This is a genomic window from Acidovorax sp. LjRoot118 (assembly GCF_964253575.1).
Classification (GTDB): Bacteria; Pseudomonadota; Gammaproteobacteria; order Burkholderiales; family Burkholderiaceae_C; genus Acidovorax.
In genome coordinates this window covers 1,426,260-1,448,223 of the sequence record NZ_CAXURB020000001.1, presented here as the reverse complement: position 1 = coordinate 1,448,223, position 21,964 = coordinate 1,426,260, and the positions used below count along the sequence as shown (strand labels likewise).

Genomic DNA, 21,964 nt, shown 5'->3' with positions numbered 1-21,964 from the left:
GCCCGAGGCAGGGCTGGCTACAGAGCCTGCACGGCCCCCATATCGGGCCGGTGCAACCACTCGGCCAGCTCATCGGCCAGTTGCTGGCTGGCCCCCGTGGCGGCCAGCCAGGCTTTGGCGCGGCCCGTGCTGTCGGTGCCGTAGTGCGTGAAGTCGTTGCGGTCAGGCAGCTTGCCGTGTGGCAGCGTTCGCACCCATTCGGGGTGCGGCGACAGCACCACCATGGAGTCGAGCGCCGCAGTGGAGCCGTGCCGCCACTTGAGCCCCTTGTCCAGCCAGCCGGGCACCACCTGGTGCTGGAAATGGGGGTACAGCACCAGGCCCCCGGCCCCTGCGGGTGCCTGGTGGTAACCCATGTGCAGGTGGTAGTCGGTGATGCCGCCATCCCAATAGGCGCCGCGCGGGGCGCCAGGAATGTCGTGCACGGCCTGCAGCACGAAGGGGATCGAACAACTGGCCTGCAGCGCGGGCATGAAGTTCTGCGCCGTGAGCTGTACCTGGCGTGTGCGGAAATCCCCTGTACCGAATGGCAGCGCCGCGCCGCCCGGGGCGGGGGCTGCGGCATCAGGGGACGAGAACACCACACGCTCCAGCCACGCGCCCAGGGCCTTGCGATGCACCGTGTTGGTCAGAAAGGCTCCCAGGTAACCCAGCGGCGTGCCCACCCTGTGCTCGCGTGCCAGCACATGCCGGCCGCGCGAGGTGACGATGTGCAGGTGAAAGCGTGGGTGGCTCAGCACCTCGGCCACCCGCCCACCGTAAAAGGCCTGCAGGTTCTGGCCAAAGCGTTCGCTCACATGGGACGCCGGGGGGCGCTTCTTGCCCGGGGGCAGCTCATAGCTCTGGTGGATGTAGTCGTGCTCCAGCCGCTCGAAGGCGGCCACCGACGACCCCAGGCAGGCCGTGGCCATGCGCCATGCGCCGATAGAGGCGCCCACCAGGTGCACCGGCTGGCTGGAACCGGTCAGCCAATCGCCGAAAAGGAAGCGGTCCAGCGGCCCCAGGATCAGCCCCTTGGGGCCACCGGCCGCAGCCGGGATCACGCGCACGTCGCCCGGTTGCAGGCCATGTTGTTCGAGGTGCTGGCGGGCGCGCGGGCCCGCATGGATGCGCAGTGCTTTCATGCCCGGCATTGTCCCAGAGCGAAGGCTCAGACCACGTAATCTGCGGCGGCCTCGGGGCGCACGTTCCAGTCGATGGGGTCCTGCTGCAGCACCATGTCGATATCGAGGCCCAGCACCAGCCCCACTTCGCCCGGGAAGGAGACAGCCAGTTCGTTCTCGTTGAGCCCCGCCTCGCGCGCGCGGGCGCGCCAAGAGGCCAGATGGATCACGCCCGCCAGCGGCTCGTAGGCCTTGTTCTCGAAAGGCGCGTCCTGGTACTGCAGGGCGTCCACCACCACCTCGGGCAATTGCCAGCGCCGGGCCAGCCCCGCGGACACATTGGCGTAGCAGTAACCGAAGATGCGCTGCTCCACCTTGCTGCGGCGCATGTCGAGCGGCGGCACCAGGGTGTTGACCGAATGGGCCTTCTCAGGGTCGGCCAGGTGGATCACGAGCTCGCCCAGGCCGTGCAGCAGGCCGGCTGTGTAGGCCGCGATCTGGTCATGGTGCACCAGGCCCGCGAGCGAGCGCGAGAGCTTGGCGGTGTTCAGGCTGTAGCGCCAGAACTGCTGCATGTTGATCCCGGGCACGGAGCGCGAGGTGGTGCCCAGGGGCGCCGAGGTGACCAGCGTGCGCAACTGGCCGGTGCCCAGCAAGGCCAGGGCCTGGGGGATGCCCGCGATCTGGCGCGGCATCTGGAAGGCGGGGGAGTTGGCCAGCTCCAGCAGGCGCGCGGCCAGGGCCGGGTCGGTGCCGAAGAGCTGGTTCATGCGCCGCAGGCTGGGCTCGGGCTGGGCCAGCTCGCTCATCAGCAGCGCAACGGTGCGCGGCAGGCTGGGCAGGGCCGCCGGCTGGGCCAGCAGGGCATTCAACTCCATGGGTGATCGGGCGTCTGGTGGGACAAGCGGCGATTATGGCGCTGCCCGTACCAACAGCCCATCACCCATTTTGTCCATGCAGTCTTACCTGCACGGGCGGTTGCGGTGGCCGCATCAACGGTCAGCGGCCCTTGGCCTGCTGCAGCTTGGCAAAGGCCGAGGCCATGGCCGACTGCTGCGCCGGTTCGGGACCCCGGCGCTGGGGCTGCTGCTGGTAGCCGCGCCCGGCCCCTTCGAAGCGGTTGTCGCGCGCACCGCCCCGGTCGCCGCCCTGGCGCGGGGGCGCATCGCCGAGCTTCATCGACAGGCCGATGCGCTTGCGCTCCACGTCCACCTCCATGACCTTGACCTTGACGATGTCGCCCGTCTTGACCACTTCGCGCGCATCGTTCACGAACTTGTGCGCCAGCTGGCTCACGTGCACCAGGCCGTCCTGGTGCACCCCGAGGTCGATGAAGGCGCCGAACTGCGCCACGTTGCTCACCGTGCCCTCCAGGATCATGCCTTCCTTGAGGTCCTTGATGTCTTCCACGCCATCGTTGAAGCGCGCCACCTTGAAGTCCGGTCGCGGGTCGCGGCCGGGCTTTTCGAGCTCGCCCAGGATGTCCTTGACGGTGATCACACCGAACTTCTCGTTGGCGAACAGCTCCGGCTTCAGCGTCTTGAGCATGTCGCTGCGGCCCATGATCTCGACCACGGGCTTGCCCGTCTTTTCCATGATCTGCTCGACCACGGGGTAGGTCTCGGGGTGCACGCCCGTCATGTCCAGCGGGTTGTCGCCACCGCGGATGCGCAGAAAGCCCGCGCTCTGCTCGAAGGTCTTGGCGCCCAGGCCCGACACGTCCATGAGCTGCTTGCGGCTCTTGAAGGCGCCATTGGCCTCGCGCCAGCGAACCACCGCCTTGGCCACGCTGGGCGACAGGCCCGAGACGCGGCTGAGCAGCGGCACGCTGGCCGTGTTCAGGTCCACGCCCACGGAGTTCACGCAGTCTTCCACCACCGTGCCCAGGGTGCGGGCCAGCTCGCTCTGGTTCACGTCGTGCTGGTACTGGCCCACGCCGATGCTCTTGGGGTCGATCTTGACCAGCTCGGCCAGCGGGTCCTGCAGGCGGCGCGCAATGCTGGCGGCGCCGCGCAGGCTCACGTCCACGTCGGGCATCTCCTGCGAGGCGTATTCGCTGGCGGAGTAGACCGAGGCGCCGGCCTCGCTCACCACCACCTTCTCGATGGCGCGCTCGGCCTTGGCGGCCAGCTTGATCAGGTCGGCCGCCAGCTTGTCGGTCTCGCGGCTGGCTGTGCCGTTGCCGATGGCGATCAGGTTCACGCCGTGCTTTTCGGCCAGCTTGGCCAGGGTGTGCAGCGAGCCTTCCCAGTCGCGGCGCGGCTCGTGCGGGAACACCGTGGCGGTCTCCACCAGCTTGCCCGTGGCGTCCACCACGGCCACCTTCACACCGGTGCGGATACCCGGATCCAGCCCCATCACCACGCGCGGGCCGGCGGGCGCCGCCAGCAGCAGATCGCGCAGGTTGTCGGCAAACACCTTGATGGCGACCTTCTCGGCGTCGTCGCGCAGGCGGGCGAACAGGTCGCGCTCGGTCGACAGGCTCAGCTTCACGCGCCAGGTCCAGCTCACGCACTTGCGCAGCAGGTCATCCGCCGGGCGGCCGGCATGGCTCCAGCCCAGGTGCAGGGCGATCTTGCCCTCGGCCAGGCTGGGCTTGCCCGGCTCGGGCTCGACCGGCAGCACCAGCTTGCCTTCGAGGATCTCAAGCGCCCGGCCGCGGAACACCGCCAGCGCCCGGTGCGAGGGCACGCGGCCGATGGGCTCGTCGTATTCGAAATAGTCGCGGAACTTGGAGACCTCGGGGTCGTTCTCGTTCTTGCCGTCCACCTTCTTGCTGCGCAAGAGGCCTTCGGACCAGAGCCACTCGCGCAGCGACTGCACCAGCACCGCATCCTCGGCCCAGCGCTCCGAGAGGATGTCGCGCACGCCATCAAGCACGGCCGGCACGGTGGAGAAGTCGGCGCCGGTCTTGCCGTCGTCCAGCACCTCGGGCGGTTTGGTGAAGGCGGCGGCCTCGGCTGCGGGGTCCAGCGTGGGGTCGGCAAACAGCTTGTCGGCCAGCGGCTCGATGCCGAACTCGCGCGCCATCTGGCCCTTGGTGCGGCGCTTTTGCTTGAAGGGCAGGTAGATGTCCTCCAGCTCCTGCTTGGTAGGGGCGCTGGCAATGGCCACGCGCAGGGCGTCGGTCAGCTTGCCCTGCTCGTCGATGCTCTTGAGCACGGTGGCGCGGCGGTCTTCGAGCTCGCGCAGGTAGGACAGGCGCGCTTCCAGTTCACGCAGCTGGATGTCGTCGAGCCCGCCGGTCACTTCCTTGCGGTAGCGGGCGATGAAGGGCACCGTGGCCCCCCCGTCGAGCAGCTCCACCGCTGCACGCACCTGGGATTCACTGACTTTGATTTCTGCGGCCAACTGCCGGACGATCTGCTGCATGGGTGGGCAAACTCTCTGAAACTCGAAAAAATACGCGAAGCGCGGGAGTTTGCCACAGCCACTTTTGGTAACAGCCCGGGCAACGCCCTGGCTTACCCTCGGAAATGCCGGAGCTTCTTAGAATGCAGGGACCACGCCCCCCGCCCGATCCACACGCCCTCCATGAAGCCTGTCCCCTTCCCCGTCCGCACGGAGTGCCCGCCTGGCGCCTGTGTCTGCGACCGGGACGCCCTGCTCCAGGCCCCCGATGGCGACACGCGCATCCTGCAGCTGACCCAGACCGAGGAAAAGAAGCTGCTCACCCGGCTCGAGGGCATCACCAGCCTGGCTGACCTACGCCGCATGCAGGAGCGCATGGAGCAGCAGCTCGGCATCCGCATCACCGTCACACCGAGCCCCAACGAAGTGCGCACCCTGCGTGGTATCGCCATCCTGGTGCACGAGCAGCCCGGCCTGTGCCGCAAGACGCGCCAGTCCATTCCGGCCGCGATCAAGAAGGGCATGGACCAGCGCCCCGAGATTGCCTACGAGTTACTGGACGAGGGCGGCCTGTTCTCCAGCCCGTGAGGGGCCTTCCCCAGGCCTTGCAGGGCGCAGGATGAAGCTACCATCTCCTTACCCCGCGTTTCGTTCCCTCTTGTTGTTGTCCCGGAGTCCCCATGGCCGCTGCTGAATCAGGCACCGAACTCGTCAAAGTCGTCGTGCTGCTGGCCGCTGGCGTCATCGCCGTGCCCCTGTTCAAGCGCCTGGGCCTGGGCTCGGTGCTCGGCTACCTGGCCGCAGGCCTGGCCATCGGGCCGTTCGGCCTGGGCTTCTTCAGCGATGCGCAGACCATCCTGCACGTGGCCGAGCTCGGGGTGGTGATGTTCCTCTTCGTGATCGGCCTGGAGATGCAGCCCACCCGGCTGTGGAACCTGCGGCGCCAGATCTTCGGCCTGGGCCTGGCCCAGGTGCTGGTCTGCATCGCACTGCTCACCGCCACGGGCGTGCTGGCAGGGCTCTCATCGGCCGTGGCCTTCATCGCGGCCTCGGGCTTCGTGCTCTCGTCCACGGCCATCGTGATGCAGTTGCTCGACGAAAGCGGCGACACCTCCACGCCGCGCGGCCAGCGCATCGTCTCCATCCTGCTGCTTGAAGACCTGGCCATCGTGCCGCTGCTGGCCATCGTCGCCTTCCTTTCGCCCGCCCCGACCGGGGAGGCCGTCTCGCGCTGGGTCACCGTGGGCGTGGCGCTGGCGGCCGTGGTGGGCCTGGTCGCAGTCAGCCGCTGGCTGCTGAACCCGTTGTTCAGTGTGCTGGCACGGGCCAAGGCGCGCGAGGTTATGACCGCCGCCGCCCTGCTGGTGGTGCTGGGCGCCGCATTGGCCATGCAATGGGGCGGGCTGTCGATGGCCATGGGCGCCTTCGCTGCGGGCGTGATGCTCTCCGAATCCACCTTCCGCCACCAGCTCGAGGCCGATGTGGAGCCCTTCAGGGGCATCCTGCTGGGCCTGTTCTTCATGGGCGTGGGCATGGCGCTCGACATCCCGCTGGTGCTGCAGAATTGGCCTCTGCTGCTGGGCGGCGTGGTGGCCTGCATGGCCGTCAAGGGCATCGGCGTGTACGCTGTGGCACGCTTCACCAAGGCGGCCCATGGCGAGGCCCTGCAGCGCACCATGCTGATGGCCCAGGGCGGCGAGTTCGCCTTCGTGCTCTATTCGGCCGCCGCTGCCGCGGGCATCGTGGAGGCCCGCATGAACGCGGTGCTCACGGCTGCCGTGATCATTTCCATGGCGCTCACGCCGCTGGCCGTGCTGTCGCTGCGCTGGCTCATGCCACCCGAGCCCGCGCAGGACATGGCGGGCATCGACGCGGCCGATGGCCTCAAGGGCACGGTGCTGATCATCGGCTTCGGCCGCTTTGCGCAGATCGCGAGCCAACTGCTGCTGGCGCGGGGCGTCGACATCGCCATCATCGAGAACGACACCGACATGATCCGCGCGGCCGCGAAGTTCGGCTTCAAGGTCTACTACGGCGACGGCACGCGCCTCGATGTGCTGCACGCCAGCGGCGCACACCACGCCAAATCCATTCTGGTCTGCGTGGACGATGCCAGGACCACCACGCGCATCGTCGAGCTGCTCAAGCACGAATGCCCGCTGATCCCGGTGCTGGCGCGCGCCTACGACCGCCAGCATGCCATCGAGCTGCTGCAGCTGGGCGTGGACTACCAGATGCGCGAGACCTTCGAGTCGGCCATGGGCTTTGGCATGCAGGCGCTGCAGACCCTGGGTGTGGACGCCGAAGAGGTGGCCGAAGTGGCTGAAAGCATTCGCCACCGCGATGCCGAGCGCCTGCAGCGGGAGCTGGCCGGGGACAAGGACGGCGCGCGCAACTTCTTCCAGGGCAACAAGTGGATTGCCACCCCGCTCACGCAACCCCAGCGCGAAGCCAGGGCACTCAACGAAGAAGCGGCCGATGCACTGGAGCAGCAGCCGCAGCCCGCAGTGGCTCCACAGGCCTGAACGCGAGAGGCGCCATGGGCATGCAGGACGATCTGTTCGGTGGCCCGCCTGTGCCATCGCCGCCACCACCCGCAGCGCCCGCCGCCGTGCAGGATGAGAAGTCCCCTGCCCCGCCCGCACGCAAGAAAGGCCTGGGCGTCAGCGCACAGCCGCAGGACGACGCCACGCACGCCCTGGCCGCCAGCCTGTCGACCCACCTGCGCCTGGGTACCTCCACCTGGACCTACCCGGGCTGGAAGGGCCTGGTCTGGGAGGGCGAGCATTCACCGGCGCAGCTCTCCAAGAACGGCCTGCCCATCTATGCCCAACACCCGCTGCTGCGCACGGTGAGCATCGACCGCAGTTTCTACCGCCCGCTCACGGTGAGCCAGTACGAGCGCTACGCCAGCCAGGTGCCCGACGACTTCCGCTTCGTGGTCAAGGCCCCGAGCCTGGTGACCGATGCATTGGTGCGCAGCGAAGATGGCCGGGGCCGCGAGCCCAACCCCGCCTTTCTGAACGCCGACCTGGCACGCACCGAGTTCGTGGAGCCGGCGCTGCAGGGCCTGGGCCACAAGATCGGGGCGCTGGTGTTCCAGCTCAGCCCCCTGCCCATGGACCAGCTCGACCGCCTGCCCGAGGTGCTGCAGCGCCTGCGCGCCATGCTGCTGGCGCAGCCCAAGCTGGCGCCCATCGCGCCCGACGGCATCCTGGCGGTGGAGGTACGCGACCCCGAATGGATCAGCTCGCACTGGATGGCCCTCGACTTCGCGGCCGTGCTGCGCGAGGCGGGCGCGACCTACTGCATCGACCTGCACCCCAAGATGCCGCCGCTGGCCGATCAGTTGCACATGCTGCGCGCGCTGTGGCCCGGCCCGCTGGTCTGCCGCTGGATGCTGAACCCCGTGCACGGCCCCTATGGCTACGAAGAGGCCGAAAAGCTCTACGAGCCGTTCGACAGGCTGCACCACCCCGACCTGCAGAACCGCGAGGATCTGGCGCGCCTGATCGCTGGGGTCACCGGCGCCGGGCAGAACGCCTACATCTGCATCAGCAACCACGCCGAGGGCTCGGCCCCCATCACCATCCGCGCCCTGGCCGAACGGGTGGCGGCGCAGCCCCCGGTCCAAAAGAAAACCTGAAGGATCAGGCGCTCGCTGCGGCCACCGACTGGTCGCTGTGGCCCGCCAAGGTGATCCAGGCCAGCGCCACGCCCACCAGCGCGCCCGTGGCCATGCCGATCACCATGGGCAGCGGCTTGCCGTTGGCGAACAGGCCCACGATGCCCATGGCGGCAGCGCCCGTGAGCATCTGCAGCGTGCCGAGCAGGGCCGAGGCCGTGCCCGCAATGGCGCCGTGCTTTTCCAGCGCCAGCACCGAGGTGGTGGGAATCACCAGCCCCATCAGCGCGCTGGCCACGAAGTACAGGCCGATCAGCACAGCGAGTTCATCACCGCCGAGCAGGTAGTAGCTGAGCATCGCCACCATGACCACGCCCGAGCCCGTGGCGGCGGCCTTGACCAGGCGCACCAGGCCAAAGCGCTCGCCCAGCGTGGCCGTGAACTGCGAGGTGCCGATGAAGGCTGCCGCATTCACCGAGAACGCCAGGCTGTACTGCGTAGGCGTCAGGCCATAGTGGTTGATGAGCACGAAGGGCGAGCCTGCCAGGTACACGAAGAAGCCCGCCATGGCGCAACCGCCGATGAACACCAGGCCCAGGTAGTGCCAGTCGCGCAGCAGCAATCCGTAAGCACCCAGGGCCCCGCCCAGGCTGCTCTCCACGCGGTCCGATGCAGGACGTGTTTCGCCCAGGCTGCCGTACACCAGCGCCAGGCCGGCCACGGCCGCCACCGCCACCACCCAGAACACGCCACGCCAGCCGGCCAGGGCGATCACGCCGCTGCCCGCCAGGGGTGCCAGGATGGGCGAGACGCTGAACACCAGCATCAACAGCGACATCAGCCGCGCCGCATCGGTGCCCGTGTGCAGGTCGCGCACCACGGCGCGCGGAATGGCCATGCCCGCCGCAGCACCCAGGCCCTGCACGAAGCGCAGGGCGATCAGGGTCTCGATGCCGGTGGCCAGCGCGCAGCCCACGCTGGCCAGGGTGAACAAGGCCAGGCCGAAGTACAGCGGCGGCTTGCGCCCCACCATGTCCGACACGGGGCCGTAGAGCAGCTGGCCAGCCCCCAGCGAGAGGAAGAAGGCCGTGAGGCTCCATTGCACGGCCCCCACCGAGGCACCCAGGCTGGCCCCGATCTCGGGCAGCGCGGGCAAATACATGTCGATGGCGAACGGGCCGATGGCCGAGAGCAGGCCCAGGATCAGGGCCATCTTGAAGAAGCGGGAAAAATGCATAGCCTGCCATTGTCGCGGGCACCCGGAAAAACCCTTGTCGGCAGACTGGACCGTTTCGAGGTAAGAGAACTGTTCAGTCGACCTGTGGCTCGACCCGGTTGCCGCCGGCCTGCCGTGCCCGGGCCAGGGCGCTGCTGGCGGCGCGCACCAGTTCGTCGGCGCGCTGGTCGCGCACAGGCACCAGCGCGGCCACCCCACCACCCAGGCTGAGCCGGCCCAGGGCCGAGCCCTCGTGGGGCAGTGCCAGCGAGCGCACCGCGACCACGGCGCCCTGCGCCAGGCTGTGGGCCTCATCGAAAGTCGCGCCGGGCAGCAGCAGGGCAAAGGCATCGCCCGCGAACCGCGCCACCAGGCCGCCTGGGCGCTCCTGCACGATCTGGGTGAGCGTGACGGCCAGGGTCTGCAGGCAGGCATCGCCCGCCAGGTGGCCATGGCGGTCCATGAAGTGGCGCAGCGCATCCACCTCCAGCAGCACCAGCGCCAGCGGGGTGGCGGCGCGCTGCGCGCGCTCCCAGGCCTGCTGCAGCACGTGGTCGAACTGGCGCCGGTTGCCCAGGCCGGTGAGGCTGTCGGTGCGGTCCATGGCGTCGATGCGCTGCTGCGCCTCGGCCAGGGCCCGGGAACTCTCCTGCAACTGGGCCTGCAGCACGCGGTGGTCGTTCTGCAGGCGCACCATGGCGGCAGAGCTCCCCTGCGGCAAGGGGCCCGAGGGCACCGAGGTGCCGCTGTGCACGATCTTCCACTCCGCGCCTTCCAGGCGGAACACCAGCACCAGGCGCGCCACAGGCACCTGGCCGGCCGGGGTCTCGCCCGCATCGGGGCCACGCACGTGCACCAGCGCCGTGGCCGAGACCACGTCCTCGGCCAGGTCCTGCAGGCACAGGTCGAGCACCTCGATGCGCATGTGCTGCGGCACCAGGGCAAAGTCCTGCAGGATGGCGGCCACCCACTCGCTGCGGGTGTGCACCAGGCGGTCGCTGCGGCTGGCGTAGCCGCTGAACTGGGTGCTCAGGCGCCCGATCAGGCGCTCGTCGCGTGTGGAGTACAGCGCGATGTAGTCGTCGAACAATTGGCGGATGAGGGGCTGGCGATCCGGTCGCATGCGTGCGGGTTCCTCGTCAGGGCATCCTGAAAAAACATGCGGTGCGCCGCCATGCGGGTCCGCGCGGCCCCCGGTCCATGTTCCGGGTGGCGCGCGGTGCACTTTAGCACCCCGCACCCAGGGCGGCCATGCATACTGCACGCACTCCCATGCGAACATTGCCGGTATGACGCACATCCCCAACACACGAACGGGCCGCACCGCATCGCTGGTGCTGGCCTGCCTGATCGCCCCCCTGCCCAGCCTGGCGCAGGCACCGAACACCGAGCCTGCCGCTGCCCTGGTGCTCTCGGCTGATGGCAGCCTCGTGATCGACACGCGCGCCAGGCTGGCCTGGCCGCGCTGCGTCGAGGGCATGCAGTGGACCGGCACCACCTGCACCGGCACGCCGCTGGAGATCGACCACGCGCAGGCCCTGGCCCATGCCAATGCCCGCTGGAAGGCCGAGGGCCTGCCCTGGCGGCTGCCGCGCGCCGCCGAACTGCGCCGGCTGGTGGACAAGTCGGGCCCCACGCCGGGGCTCGATGCGCGGCTGTTCCCGGTCGCGCCCTCGGGCTGGTACTGGGCGGTCAACGCCAACGTCAAGGGGGGCCTGGCGGGCAACCAGTACAACTACGGCAACGTGGAAAAGGCCCAGCGCCAGGGCCAGGGCGGCGAGAGCCTGGACACCACGCGCGTGAACCAGCGCTTTGCCGTGGACCTGGCGACCGGCGACATCCGCAGCGACGCGGCCAAGTTCAGCAAACTCCACATCCGCCTGGTGCGCACGCACACCGACTGACGGCACGGCGGGCACCGCCCGGCGCCACGCCGAGCCTTCTCTTTACGCTTTTTTTACGGCACGGCCCGCAGTCTGTGCCCTGTTTTTACGCGCGGATCCCGAGACTTCTCCCATTGCCCAAATGGAGAAGCAAACCATGGATTTCGTCTATATCGCGGCAGCCGCCGGCCTGTGGGGCCTGGTCCTGCTGCTCGTGCGCGGCTGCAGCCGCCTGGAACAAAAACCCGCAGGAGAGCGCGCATGATCGCCGTTGAACTGCTGTATGGGCTCAGCGGCCTGATCGCGGTGCTGCTGCTCGCGTACCTGGTGTACGCCCTGATCTGCGCGGAGCAATTCTGATGACCGCCGCTGCGTGGGCCTTGCTGGGCTCTTTTCTCGTACTGCTGGTGCTCATGGCCTGGCCGCTGGGCCGCTGGGTGGCCGTGCTCGCCACCGGTGCCCCCCCGGCCTGGATGCAGAAGGCCGAATCAGGCCTCTATCGCCTGGCGGGCGTGGACCCGCAACAAGGTATGGGCTGGTCGCGCTATGCCCTGTGCCTGCTGGTGTTCAATGGTACCGGCCTGCTCTTCGTTTACGCCGTGCAGCGCCTGCAGGGCCTGCTGCCCCTGAACCCGCAGGCCATGCCCGCCGTGTCGGCCGATTCGTCGTTCAACACCGCGATCAGCTTCGTGTCCAACACCAACTGGCAGGGCTACGGGGGTGAAGCCACCATGAGCTACCTCACGCAGATGGTGGCGCTGGCCGGCCAGAACTTCTTCTCGGCCGCCACCGGCATCGCCGTGGCGTTCGCGCTGATCCGGGGCTTTACCGCCCGCTCCAGCGCCGTGTTGGGCAACTTCTGGGTGGACATCACGCGCATCACCGTGTGGCTGCTGCTGCCGCTGTCACTGGTGCTGGCCCTGTTCCTCGCCGGCAGCGGCGTGGTGCAGAATTTCAATGCCTACACCGACGTGGCCACCCTCGAATCCACCAGCTACCAGCAGCCGGCCTTGGACGGCCAGGGTGCGCCGCTGCTCAATGCCCAGGGCCAGCCCGTGCTGCAGGCGCTGACCACACCCACGCAGACCCTGGCCATGGGCCCGGTGGCCTCGCAAGAGGCGATCAAGATGCTGGGTACCAATGGTGGCGGCTTCTTCAACGCCAACTCGGCCCACCCGTTCGAGAACCCCACGGCCTGGACCAACCTGGCGCAGATGCTGGCCATCTTCCTGATCCCGGCCGCGCTGTGCTTCGCCTTTGGCCGCAGCGTGGGCGACCAGCGCCAGGGCCTGGCGGTGCTGGCGGCCATGACCGTGCTGTTCGTGGCTGCGGTGCTGGCCATCATGCCGGCAGAGCAGGCGGGCAACCCGCTGTTCGCGCAGCTGGGCGTGGACCAGGCGGCCAGCGTGGCGCAGGCCGGCGGCAACATGGAAGGCAAGGAGACACGCTTTGGCATCACCGCCTCGGGCCTGTTCGCCGTGGTCACGACAGCCGCTTCGTGCGGTGCCGTGGTCGCGATGCATGACTCCCTCACGCCGCTGGGCGGCATGGTGCCCATGGTGCTCATGCAATTGGGCGAAGTGGTGTTTGGCGGCGTCGGCTCCGGCCTGTACGGTATGCTGGTCTTCGCCATCCTGGCGGTGTTCATCGCCGGGTTGATGATCGGCCGCACGCCCGAGTACCTGGGCAAGAAGATCGAGGCGCACGAGATGAAGCTGGCCTCGCTGGCCATCCTGGCGACTCCGCTGCTGGTGCTGCTGGGCACGGCCATCGCGGTGTCCACCACCTCCGGCACCGCCGGCATGGTGCAGGCCGGCCCGCACGGCTTCAGCGAGGTGCTGTATGCGCTGAGCTCGGCGGCCAACAACAACGGCAGCGCCTTCGCGGGCCTGTCGGCCAACACGCCGTTCTACAACATGCTGCTGGGCGTGGCCATGTGGCTGGGCCGGTTCGCGGTGATCGTGCCGGTGCTGGCGATTGCCGGCGCCCTGGCGCGCAAGAAGCGCCTGCCGGTGACGGCAGGCACCATGCCCACCCACGGCCCGCTGTTCGTGGTGCTGCTGATCGGCACCGTGCTGCTGGTGGGCCTGCTCAACTATGTGCCGGCATTGGCCCTGGGGCCCGTGGTCGAGCACCTGATGCTGGGAGTGGCCCCATGAACGCCCCGCGCAACCCCGCCCCTTCCACCCCCATTGGTACCCCTGCCATGCAAGCAAGCCCTGCCCTGGCCTTGATGGACAAGGCCCTCGTGCTGCCCGCCCTGCGTGCCGCCTTCACCAAGCTCAACCCGCGCGTGCAATGGCGCAACCCGGTGATGTTCGTGGTCTACATCGGCAGCATCCTGACCACGCTGCTGTGGCTCAACGCCCTGGGTGGCCAGGGTGACCAGGGCGCCGGCTTCGTGCTCGCGGTGGCCGTGTGGCTGTGGTTCACCGTGCTCTTCGCCAACTTCGCCGAGGCCCTGGCCGAAGGTCGCAGCAAGGCCCAGGCCGCGTCGCTGCGCACGCTCAAGAAAAGCAACTGGGCCAAGAAGCTCAAGGAACCCCGCCACGGCGGCACCTGGCTGCCCGAGCAGGCCGAGAACCTGCGCAAGGGCGACGTGGTGCTGGTCGAGGCCGGCGACATGGTGCCCATGGACGGCGAGGTCATCGAAGGCGTGGCCTCGGTGGACGAATCGGCCATCACCGGCGAGTCGGCTCCCGTGGTGCGCGAATCGGGCGGCGACTTCTCCTCGGTCACCGGCGGCACGCGCGTGCTGTCGGACTGGCTGGTGGTGCGCGTGGCCGTGAACCCCGGGGATTCGTTCCTGGACCGCATGATCAGCATGGTCGAGGGCGCCAAGCGCCAGAAGACGCCCAACGAGATCGCGCTCAACATCCTGCTGGTGGCGCTGACCATCGTGTTCCTGGTGGTCACGGTCACCCTGCTGCCCTACTCGCTCTACAGCGTGCAGGCCGCCCAGGCCGGCACGGTGGTGAGCCTCACGGCCCTGGTGTCGCTGCTGGTGTGCCTGATCCCGACCACCATCGGCGGCCTGCTGTCGGCCGTGGGCGTGGCGGGCATGAGCCGCATGATGCAGGCCAACGTGATCGCCACCTCGGGCCGCGCGGTGGAGGCCGCCGGCGACGTGGACGTGCTGCTGCTGGACAAGACCGGCACCATCACCCACGGCAACCGCCAGGCCAGCGCCTTGCTGCCCGCACCGGGCGTCACGCAGGCCCAACTGGGCACCTGCGCCGCCCAGGCATCGGCCGCCGATGAGACGCCGGAGGGCCGCAGCATCGTGGCCCTGGTGCAGGCCGCAGGCGAGCCCGTGGCCGTGCCCGCAGATGGCAGCGTCACCGCCATCGCCTTCACTGCGCAGACACGCATGAGCGGCGTGGACATCGCCCAGACGGGCGGCAGCGTGCGCCAGCTGCGCAAGGGCGCGGTGGACGCCGTGCGCCGCCATGTGGAGGCCCTGGGCGCCCACATGCCCGCCGAGGTGCTGCGCGCCGCCGACGAGGTGGCACGCCGCGGCAGCACGCCGCTGGCCGTGGCCGACGGCAGCCGGGTGCTGGGCGTGGTGGAACTCAAGGACATCGTCAAGACCGGCATCCGCGAGCGCTTTGCGCAGCTGCGCCGCATGGGCATCAAGACCGTGATGGTGACCGGCGACAACAAGCTCACGGCCGCCGCCATTGCCGCCGAGGCCGGCGTGGACGACTTCCTCGCCGAGGCCACGCCCGAGGCCAAGCTGGCGCTGATCCGCCAGTACCAGGCCGAAGGCCGGCTGGTGGCCATGACCGGCGACGGCACCAACGACGCACCCGCCCTGGCCCAGGCCGACGTGGCCGTGGCCATGGGCTCGGGCACGCAGGCCGCGAAGGAGGCCGGCAACATGGTGGACCTGGACTCCAACCCCACCAAGCTCTTGGAAGTGGTGGAGACCGGCAAGGCACTGCTCATGACGCGCGGCTCGCTCACCACCTTCTCCATCGCCAACGACGTGGCCAAGTACTTCGCCATCATCCCGGCGATCTTCGTGAGCACCTACCCACAACTGGCGGCGCTCAACGTGATGCAGCTGACCAGCCCGCAGTCGGCCATCCTGGCCGCCGTGATCTTCAACGCCCTGGTCATCGTGTTTCTGATTCCGCTGGCGCTCAAGGGTGTGCGCTACCGCGCCGTGGGGGCCGCTGCCTTGCTGCGCCGCAACCTGGCCATCTACGGGCTGGGCGGGCTCATCGTGCCCTTCATCGGCATCAAGGCCATCGACCTGCTGCTCTCGGCCATGGGCCTGGTCTGAACACCCAAGGACATTTCTCCATGAACAATATTCTTCGCCCCACTCTGGTCCTGTTCGCCGCGCTCACGCTGGCGACGGGCGTGATCTACCCGATGGTCGTCACCGGCATTGCGCAAGCCGCCTTCCCGCACCAGGCCAATGGCAGCCTGGTCATGAAGAACGGCGCGGCCGTGGGTTCCGAACTCATCGGCCAGAACTTCACCGCCCCCGGGCATTTCTGGGGCCGGCCTTCGGCCACCGCGCCCATGCCCTACAACGCCAGTGCCTCGGGCGGCTCCAACCAGGGGCCGCTGAACCCGGCGCTCAAGGACGCCGTCAGCGCCCGCATCGCCGCCCTGCGCGAAGCCGACCCCGGCAACACCGCGCCGGTGCCCGTGGACCTGGTCACCGCCTCGGCCAGCGGGCTCGATCCTCACATCAGCCCCGCCGCCGCACGCTACCAGGTGGCACGCGTGGCTACGGCCAAGGGCGTGAGCGCCGACAAGGTGGCGGCCCTTGTGGAATCGCAGGTAGAGCTACCATGGCTGGGTTTTGTGGGCGAAGCGCGCATCAACGTGCTGCAGTTGAACCTGGCGCTGGACGCATTGCGCTGAGCCATGGCAGGCAATGATGTGCTCGCTGCGCTGTGCGCAGTGGCCGTGCTGCTGGTGCCGCTGGCGCTGGCCTGGCTGCTGGTGGCACGCCGGCCACGCGGCAGGCGGCCGCCCACAAACACATCCCAGGAACCTTGATGGCCTTGCACAGCGACAGCCGACCCGACCCCGACGAACTCCTGGAAAGTATCCAGCGCGACGCACAGCAGGCGGCGAGCGGCCGGCTGCGCGTGTACTTTGGCGCCAATGCCGGCGTGGGCAAGACCTACGCCATGCTCAGCGCCGCCCAGCGCGCCCACCGCGCAGGCACCCAGGTGCTGGCCGGTGTGGTGGAAACGCATGGCCGCAGCGAGACGGCCGAGCTGCTCCAGGGCCTGCCGCGCCTGCCACCGCGCGAAGTGCCGTACCGGGACCGCACCCTGCCCGAGTTCGACCTGGATGCCGCGCTGGCAGCAAAGCCTGCGGTGCTGCTGGTGGACGAACTCGCCCACTCCAATGTGGAAGGCTCACGCCACCCCAAGCGCTGGCAGGACGTGCGCGAGCTGCTGGACGCCGGCATCGACGTCTGGACCACCCTCAACGTGCAGCACCTCGAAAGCCTGAACGGCGTGGTGGGCGCCATCACCGGCATCCGCGTGCATGAGACCGTGCCCGACACCGTGCTCGACAGCGCCGACGAGGTGGTGCTGGTGGACGTGACGCCCGACGAGCTGCTGCTGCGCCTGAAGGCCGGCAAGGTCTACCTGGCGCCCCAGGCCGAGCGCGCGGCGCAGAACTTCTTTCGCAAGGGCAACCTGATCGCGCTGCGCGAGATGGCGCTGCGGCGCACGGCCGAGCATGTCGAGGACGATGTGCGCAGCTACCGCATCGAGCAGTCCATCACCCCGGCATGGAACACCGATGGCGCCATCCTCGCCTGCATCGGTCCGCAGGCGGGCGCCGAGCAGACGGTGCGCACGGCCGCGCGGCTGGCGGGCCAGCTCAACGTGCGCTGGCATGCGGCCTATGTGGAAACGCCGCGCCTGCAGCGCCTGGCTGCGGCCGAGCGCGACCGCATCCTGGCCGTGCTGCAGCTCGCAGGCGACCTGGGCGCGCAGACCGCCGTGCTCACCGGGCATGACCTGCCCGCAGCCCTGGTGGCGCATGCCCAGGCGCTCAACTGCGCGACCCTGATCGTGGGCCGCCGCGCCGAAGCGCGCCGCCGCTGGCCGTGGCAGGTGGGCATGACCCAGAAGCTGGCCACCCTGGCGCCGGCCCTGGACGTGATGGAGGTGGGCCACACCCCGAGCACCCGGCGCCTTGCCCAGACCCTGCGCCAGGCAGACGGCGAAGAGCCTGACGCCGGCCTGCAGCCAGGCTGGCGACGCTATGCCTGGGCCGTGGCCGCCAGTGTGATGGCCACGGCACTGGCAGCGCCTTTGCATGGCTATTTCGAGCTGGCCAACATCGTCATGCTGTTCCTCATGGGGGTGGTGCTGGTCGCCGTGCGCCAGGGGCGCGGGCCGGCCGCACTCTCGGCCGTGCTCAACGTGGCGGCGTTCGACCTGTTCTTCGTGCCGCCGCGGTTTTCGTTCGCCGTGAGCGATGTGCAGTATTTCTTCACCTTCGCCGTCATGCTGGCCGTGGGCCTGCTCATCGGGCAGCTCACGGCGGGGCTGCGCTTCCAGGCGCGCATCGCGGCCAGCCGCGAGCAGCGTGCGCAATCGCTGTTCGAGCTCACGCGCGACCTGTCGGCCGCGCTCATGGCCTCGCAGGTGGTGGAGCTGGGTCGCACGGCAACAGAACGCAACTTTGGCGGCCAGGCCGTGGTGCTACCCACCGATGCGCGCGACCAGCTGGCGCTGCCCGACCCCGCCCCCGAAGGCTTTGATGCCTCCGTCGCGGACTGGTGCCTGCGCAATGCCCAGCCTGCGGGCCTGGCCACCACCACGCTGGCCGCGCACAGCTGGCACTACGTTCCGCTGCAGGCGCCCATGCGCGTGCGCGGCGTGCTGGCGCTCAAGCCTGCCCAGCCGCGCTGGCTGCTGATCCCCGAACAGGCCAAGCAGCTCGATACCCTGGCGCGCCAGATCGCGATTGCGCTGGAGCGCGTGCACTACGTGGAGGTGGCGCAGGGCGCCGTGGTGGAGATGGAGTCCGAGCGGCTGCGCAATGCCCTGCTCGCGGCGATATCGCACGACGTGCGCACGCCGTTGACCAGCCTGATCGGCCTGGCCGAGTCGCTGCGCGATGCCACCCCGCCCCTGCCCGCGCACCAGGCCAGCGCCGCCGCCGCCATGGTGGCGCAGTCGCGCGAGCTCAACACCCTGGTCAACAACCTCCTGGAGATGGCACGCCTGCAAAGCGGTGCCGTGCACCTGCGCATGGACTGGCAGTCCACGGAAGAAGTGGTGGGCAGCGCCATCCGCGCCGCCGGCCCGGCCCTCGCGGGGCGCGAGGTGCAGGCACGCATCCCGGCCGACCTGCCCCTGGTGGAGTTCGATGCCGTGCTGATCGAGCGCGTGCTCGTGAACCTGCTGGAGAACGCGGCCAAATACGGTGCCCCACCCATCAGCGTGCAGGCCCATGCGCAACCCGAGGCCCTGGTGCTGAGCGTGCGCGACCACGGCCCCGGCCTGCCGCAGGGGATGCAAGGCGATACCGCACTTCTGTTCGAGAAGTTCACGCGCGGGCAGGCCGAATCGGCCACGCCGGGCGTGGGCCTGGGCCTGGCCATCTGCAAGGCCATCGTGGATGCCCACCAGGGCCAGATCGAAGCCCGCAATGCCGATGGCGGTGGGGCAGAATTCATGCTGCGCCTGCCCCGCAGGCCTCCTCCACCCCTGAAAGAAGCCCCCGCATGGCCAGCCTAGCCCCCGTTGCCGTCGTGATCGAAGACGAGCCCCAGATCCGCCGCTTCGTGCGCGGTGCGCTCGAAGCCGAGGGCTGGCAGGTGCACGAGGCCGACACCCTGCAGCGCGGCCTGACCGAGGCCGGCACGCGCAAGCCCGACCTGCTGGTGCTGGACCTGGGCCTGCCGGACGGCGACGGCCTCACGCTGATCCGCGACGTGCGCCAGTGGTCCACCGTGGCGGTGATCGTGCTGTCGGCGCGCATCGACGAGGCCGACAAGATCGCCGCGCTGGACGCCGGTGCCGACGACTACCTGACCAAGCCCTTCGGCGTGGGCGAGCTCATGGCGCGCGTGCGCGCCAACCTGCGCCGGCCACGCGCCACGGGGACGTCCGAAGAGGAGGACACCACCTTCAGCTTCGGCGAGGTGGCCGTGGACCGCAAGGCGCGCCTGGTACGGCGTGCCGGGCAGGAGGTACACCTCACGCCCATCGAGTACCGGCTGCTGTCGGTGCTGGTGGCCAACGCCGGGCGCGTGCTCACCCACCGCCAGTTGCTGCGCGAGGTGTGGGGCCCTTCGCACACCGAGCAGAGCCACTACCTGCGCATCTACATGGGCCACCTGCGCCAGAAGCTCGAACCCGACCCGGCCCAGCCGCGCCACCTGCTGACGGAAACTGCGGTGGGTTACCGACTGATGCCATGAACCTCATCCGTGGAAGAGCTTGGCCGGCCAGGTCACCAACCACGGGAACAGCACCATCATGAACATGATGGCGAACTCCGCGATCATGAAGGGCACCACGCCCTTGGTCACGTCGTCCATCGACATCCTGCCCACCCCCGCGACCACGTTGAGCACCGTGCCCACGGGCGGCGTCACGAGGCCGATGGAGTTGTTGATGATGAACATCACGCCGAAGTAGACCGGGTCGATCCCCGCCGCATTCACCACCGGCATCAGCACGGGGGTGAGGATCAGGATGGTGGGCGTCATGTCCATCGCGGTCCCCACCGCCATCACCAGCACCATGATGGCCGCCATCAGCAAAATCTTGTTGTCCATGAAGGGCTGCAGCAGCCCCACCACCTTGGACGGCAGGTCGGCCACGGTGATGAGCCAGGCGCTCACCATGGCGGCCGCGATCAGGAACATCACGATGGCGCTGGTCTTGGCCGCAGCGACGAAGATGCCGTACAGGTCGCGCCAGCTTATCTCGCGGTAGATCACCGCCGAGACGAAGAGCGCGTACACCGCCGCCACCACGGCCGCCTCGGTGGGCGTGAACACCCCCATGCGCAGGCCCACGAGGATGATCACCGGCAGCATCAACGCCCAGAGGGCCTTGCGCAGGGCCGTGAGGATCTCTGCGGCCGACTTGCGCGGCGGCGGCACGATCTTCTCGCGCCGCACCAGGAAGGCCCAGGTCAGCCACAGCGCGGCACCGATCAGGATGCCCGGCACGATGGCCGCCAGGAACAGCTTGGAGATGGACACGTTGGCCGCAACCCCGAAGATCACCAGGCCGATGCTCGGCGGGATCACCGGGCCGATGACGCCGGTGGCCGCGATCAGCCCGCCGGCGCGCGACTTGTCGTGCCCGGCCTTGACCATCATGGGCAGGAGAAGCGCCGTGAGTGCCGCCGCATCGGCCACGGCCGACCCCGACAGGGCCGACAGCAGGCAGCCGGCCATGATGGTCACGTAGCCCAGGCCGCCCTTGACGTGGCCCACCAGGGCCAGGGCGAAGTCCACGATGCGGCGCGACAGGCCGCCGACGTTCATGATCTCGCCCGCCAACATGAAGAAGGGCACGGCCAGCAGCGGAAAGCTGTCGGCCCCGCCGATCAGGTTCTGCGCGAGGATCTGCGCGTCGAACAGGTCCAGGTGCCACATCAGCGCGACGCCGCTGGCCAGCAGCGAGAACGCGATCGGAATGCCCATGGCCATGGCCAGCAGCAGCGCGCCGACAAAGACGACGATGGTCATGGCTTCGCACCTCCGTGGCCCGAGGGCGCACTGCCGGCTGGCGCCTGGGCAGAAGAGCCGAGGATCTGCTGCAGTTGCACGGCTTCTTCCGATTCCTGCACCATCACCAGGTCCTCGTCGGCGATCTGGCCGCTGAGCAGCTTGTACAGGTCGATGGCCAGGATCAGCGCCGCGCACACCGCGAACACCAGGCCCGCGCTGTAGACGATCGCCATGGACGCGCCCGTGGTCGGAGCCGTCACGTCCCAGTTGATGCGCGCCTGCGCCAGGCTGCCCTGGAACAGCAGCCAGACGATGTAGAGCATCACCATGTGGCCCAGCGCCAGGCAGATCTTCTTGCCCAGCGCGGGCAGGCGCTGCACCACCATGTCCACCCCCAGGTGGCCATGCTCACGCAGTGCGACGATGGCCCCGAGGAAGGTCATCCAGATGAAAAGCCAGCGCGACACTTCTTCCGACACGGTGATGCCGGAGTTGAAGCCATAGCGCAGCACCACGTTGCCGAACACCAGCACCACCATCAGCGCCAGCATGGCGGCAATCACCGCCTCCAGCACGCGGCAGGCGCGGTCCATCCATCGATTCATGTTGTATTTCCTGTGATGGCGGAACGGGACTCAGGCCGTCTGGGCGGCTTCGCGCAGGCTTTCCACCAGCGAGCGCAGCGCTGCCAGGTAGGAATGCGGGCCAAAGCCCTGCACCGTGGCCTTGACCGCTGGCGAGATGATCGAATGCGCGCGCCAGGCCTCGCGCGCGGCGATGTTGGACATGTGCACCTCGATCACCGGGAAGGGCATGGCCTTGATCGCGTCGTGCAGCGGCACACCATGCTGTGTGAGGCCCGCAGGGTTCACGAGCGCGCCCTGCGCCGCGTCGATGTGCTCGTGCAGGAAGTCGATCAACGCGCCTTCGTGGTTGGACTGCAGGATGTCGAGTTCCACGCCGAGCTCGGTTGCGAGCGTCTGCAGGCGCTCGTTGATCTGCGCCAGCGTGGTGGTGCCGTAGATGTGGGGTTCGCGGCGCCCGAACAGGTTCAGGTTGGGGCCGTGGAGGACGAGGATTTTCATGGGTGTTCGCGCCGAA

At 68.9% G+C, this 21,964-nt stretch carries 19 protein-coding genes; 11 read left to right on the top strand and 8 right to left on the bottom strand.

The features are described from left to right. Positions 1-17: 17 nt before the first annotated feature. From ACSQ9E_RS06775 to ACSQ9E_RS06765, 3 genes are all read right to left on the bottom strand, one after another. Positions 18-1,124, bottom strand: coding sequence for a phospholipase (locus ACSQ9E_RS06775; RefSeq protein WP_436217246.1), 1,107 nt, complete (start codon positions 1,122-1,124; stop codon positions 18-20). Positions 1,125-1,150: 26 nt separating this feature from the next. Further along, the gene (locus tag ACSQ9E_RS06770; RefSeq protein WP_057206022.1) at positions 1,151-1,981 is read right to left on the bottom strand and encodes an HDOD domain-containing protein; all 831 of its coding nucleotides are present in this window, start codon (positions 1,979-1,981) and stop codon (positions 1,151-1,153) included. A 121-nt stretch (positions 1,982-2,102) separates the two neighbouring features. Next, a complete protein-coding gene (locus tag ACSQ9E_RS06765) occupies positions 2,103-4,475 on the bottom strand; it encodes a Tex family protein (RefSeq protein WP_057206020.1) in 2,373 nt (790 codons plus the stop codon). A 162-nt stretch (positions 4,476-4,637) separates the two neighbouring features. Here ACSQ9E_RS06765 and ACSQ9E_RS06760 point away from each other — a divergent pair, with 162 nt between their 5' ends. From ACSQ9E_RS06760 to ACSQ9E_RS06750, 3 genes are all read left to right on the top strand, one after another. After that, positions 4,638-5,042 (top strand): hypothetical protein, encoded by a 405-nt coding sequence (locus tag ACSQ9E_RS06760; protein WP_057269479.1) that lies wholly within the window; start codon positions 4,638-4,640, stop codon positions 5,040-5,042. A 92-nt stretch (positions 5,043-5,134) separates the two neighbouring features. Further along, positions 5,135-6,979, top strand: coding sequence for a monovalent cation:proton antiporter-2 (CPA2) family protein (locus tag ACSQ9E_RS06755; protein WP_436217245.1), 1,845 nt, complete (start codon positions 5,135-5,137; stop codon positions 6,977-6,979). A 20-nt stretch (positions 6,980-6,999) separates the two neighbouring features. Further along, complete coding sequence (locus ACSQ9E_RS06750) at positions 7,000-8,100, top strand: DUF72 domain-containing protein (protein ID WP_436220193.1); 1,101 nt, start codon at positions 7,000-7,002, stop codon at positions 8,098-8,100. Positions 8,101-8,104: 4 nt separating this feature from the next. Here ACSQ9E_RS06750 and ACSQ9E_RS06745 read toward each other — a convergent pair whose 3' ends face one another. Beyond that, positions 8,105-9,316: a multidrug effflux MFS transporter gene (locus ACSQ9E_RS06745; RefSeq protein ID WP_436217244.1), complete on the bottom strand. Its 1,212-nt coding sequence runs from the start codon at positions 9,314-9,316 to the stop codon at positions 8,105-8,107. 73 nt (positions 9,317-9,389) lie between these two features. After that, positions 9,390-10,418 carry a GGDEF domain-containing protein gene (locus ACSQ9E_RS06740; protein ID WP_428000029.1) on the bottom strand — a complete coding sequence of 343 codons (1,029 nt, stop codon included), beginning with the start codon at positions 10,416-10,418 and terminating at the stop codon, positions 9,390-9,392. A gap of 166 nt (positions 10,419-10,584) precedes the next feature. Between ACSQ9E_RS06740 and ACSQ9E_RS06735 the strand changes: the two genes are divergently transcribed. The 8 genes from ACSQ9E_RS06735 (at position 10,585) to kdpE (ending at position 19,597) form a co-directional block, all read left to right on the top strand. After that, positions 10,585-11,199 (top strand): DUF1566 domain-containing protein, encoded by a 615-nt coding sequence (locus ACSQ9E_RS06735; RefSeq protein WP_179681131.1) that lies wholly within the window; start codon positions 10,585-10,587, stop codon positions 11,197-11,199. Between the two features lie 240 nt (positions 11,200-11,439). Beyond that, positions 11,440-11,538: a K(+)-transporting ATPase subunit F gene (gene kdpF, locus ACSQ9E_RS06730; RefSeq protein ID WP_057206008.1), complete on the top strand. Its 99-nt coding sequence runs from the start codon at positions 11,440-11,442 to the stop codon at positions 11,536-11,538. After that, positions 11,538-13,337, top strand: coding sequence for a potassium-transporting ATPase subunit KdpA (kdpA, locus tag ACSQ9E_RS06725; protein ID WP_057269484.1), 1,800 nt, complete (start codon positions 11,538-11,540; stop codon positions 13,335-13,337). Before kdpF ends, kdpA begins: the two co-directional genes overlap by 1 nt. Then, positions 13,334-15,466, top strand: a complete 2,133-nt coding sequence (gene kdpB, locus ACSQ9E_RS06720; protein ID WP_436217243.1) for a potassium-transporting ATPase subunit KdpB — start codon at positions 13,334-13,336, stop codon at positions 15,464-15,466. The genes kdpA and kdpB overlap by 4 nt, the downstream gene beginning before the upstream one ends. Positions 15,467-15,486: 20 nt before the next feature. Further along, positions 15,487-16,059: a potassium-transporting ATPase subunit KdpC gene (gene kdpC / locus ACSQ9E_RS06715; protein ID WP_436217242.1), complete on the top strand. Its 573-nt coding sequence runs from the start codon at positions 15,487-15,489 to the stop codon at positions 16,057-16,059. Positions 16,060-16,062: 3 nt separating this feature from the next. Further along, entirely contained in the window at positions 16,063-16,197 is a 135-nt protein-coding gene (locus tag ACSQ9E_RS06710; RefSeq protein ID WP_436177440.1) for a hypothetical protein, read from the top strand. Beyond that, positions 16,197-18,911, top strand: coding sequence for a DUF4118 domain-containing protein (locus tag ACSQ9E_RS06705; RefSeq protein WP_436217241.1), 2,715 nt, complete (start codon positions 16,197-16,199; stop codon positions 18,909-18,911). Before ACSQ9E_RS06710 ends, ACSQ9E_RS06705 begins: the two co-directional genes overlap by 1 nt. Next, the gene (kdpE, locus tag ACSQ9E_RS06700; RefSeq protein ID WP_057269486.1) at positions 18,899-19,597 is read left to right on the top strand and encodes a two-component system response regulator KdpE; all 699 of its coding nucleotides are present in this window, start codon (positions 18,899-18,901) and stop codon (positions 19,595-19,597) included. Before ACSQ9E_RS06705 ends, kdpE begins: the two co-directional genes overlap by 13 nt. A 3-nt stretch (positions 19,598-19,600) precedes the next feature. Here the strand turns inward: kdpE and ACSQ9E_RS06695 are convergent, their stop codons facing one another. Genes ACSQ9E_RS06695 through ACSQ9E_RS06685 form a run of 3 tightly spaced genes read right to left on the bottom strand, consistent with a single transcriptional unit; the run spans position 19,601 to position 21,948 of the window. After that, positions 19,601-20,881, bottom strand: a complete 1,281-nt coding sequence (locus ACSQ9E_RS06695; protein WP_436217240.1) for a TRAP transporter large permease — start codon at positions 20,879-20,881, stop codon at positions 19,601-19,603. Then, the gene (locus ACSQ9E_RS06690; protein WP_057205996.1) at positions 20,878-21,468 is read right to left on the bottom strand and encodes a TRAP transporter small permease; all 591 of its coding nucleotides are present in this window, start codon (positions 21,466-21,468) and stop codon (positions 20,878-20,880) included. The genes ACSQ9E_RS06695 and ACSQ9E_RS06690 overlap by 4 nt, the downstream gene beginning before the upstream one ends. A 30-nt stretch (positions 21,469-21,498) precedes the next feature. Then, positions 21,499-21,948: a type II 3-dehydroquinate dehydratase gene (locus ACSQ9E_RS06685; protein ID WP_057205991.1), complete on the bottom strand. Its 450-nt coding sequence runs from the start codon at positions 21,946-21,948 to the stop codon at positions 21,499-21,501. Positions 21,949-21,964 lie beyond the last annotated feature (16 nt).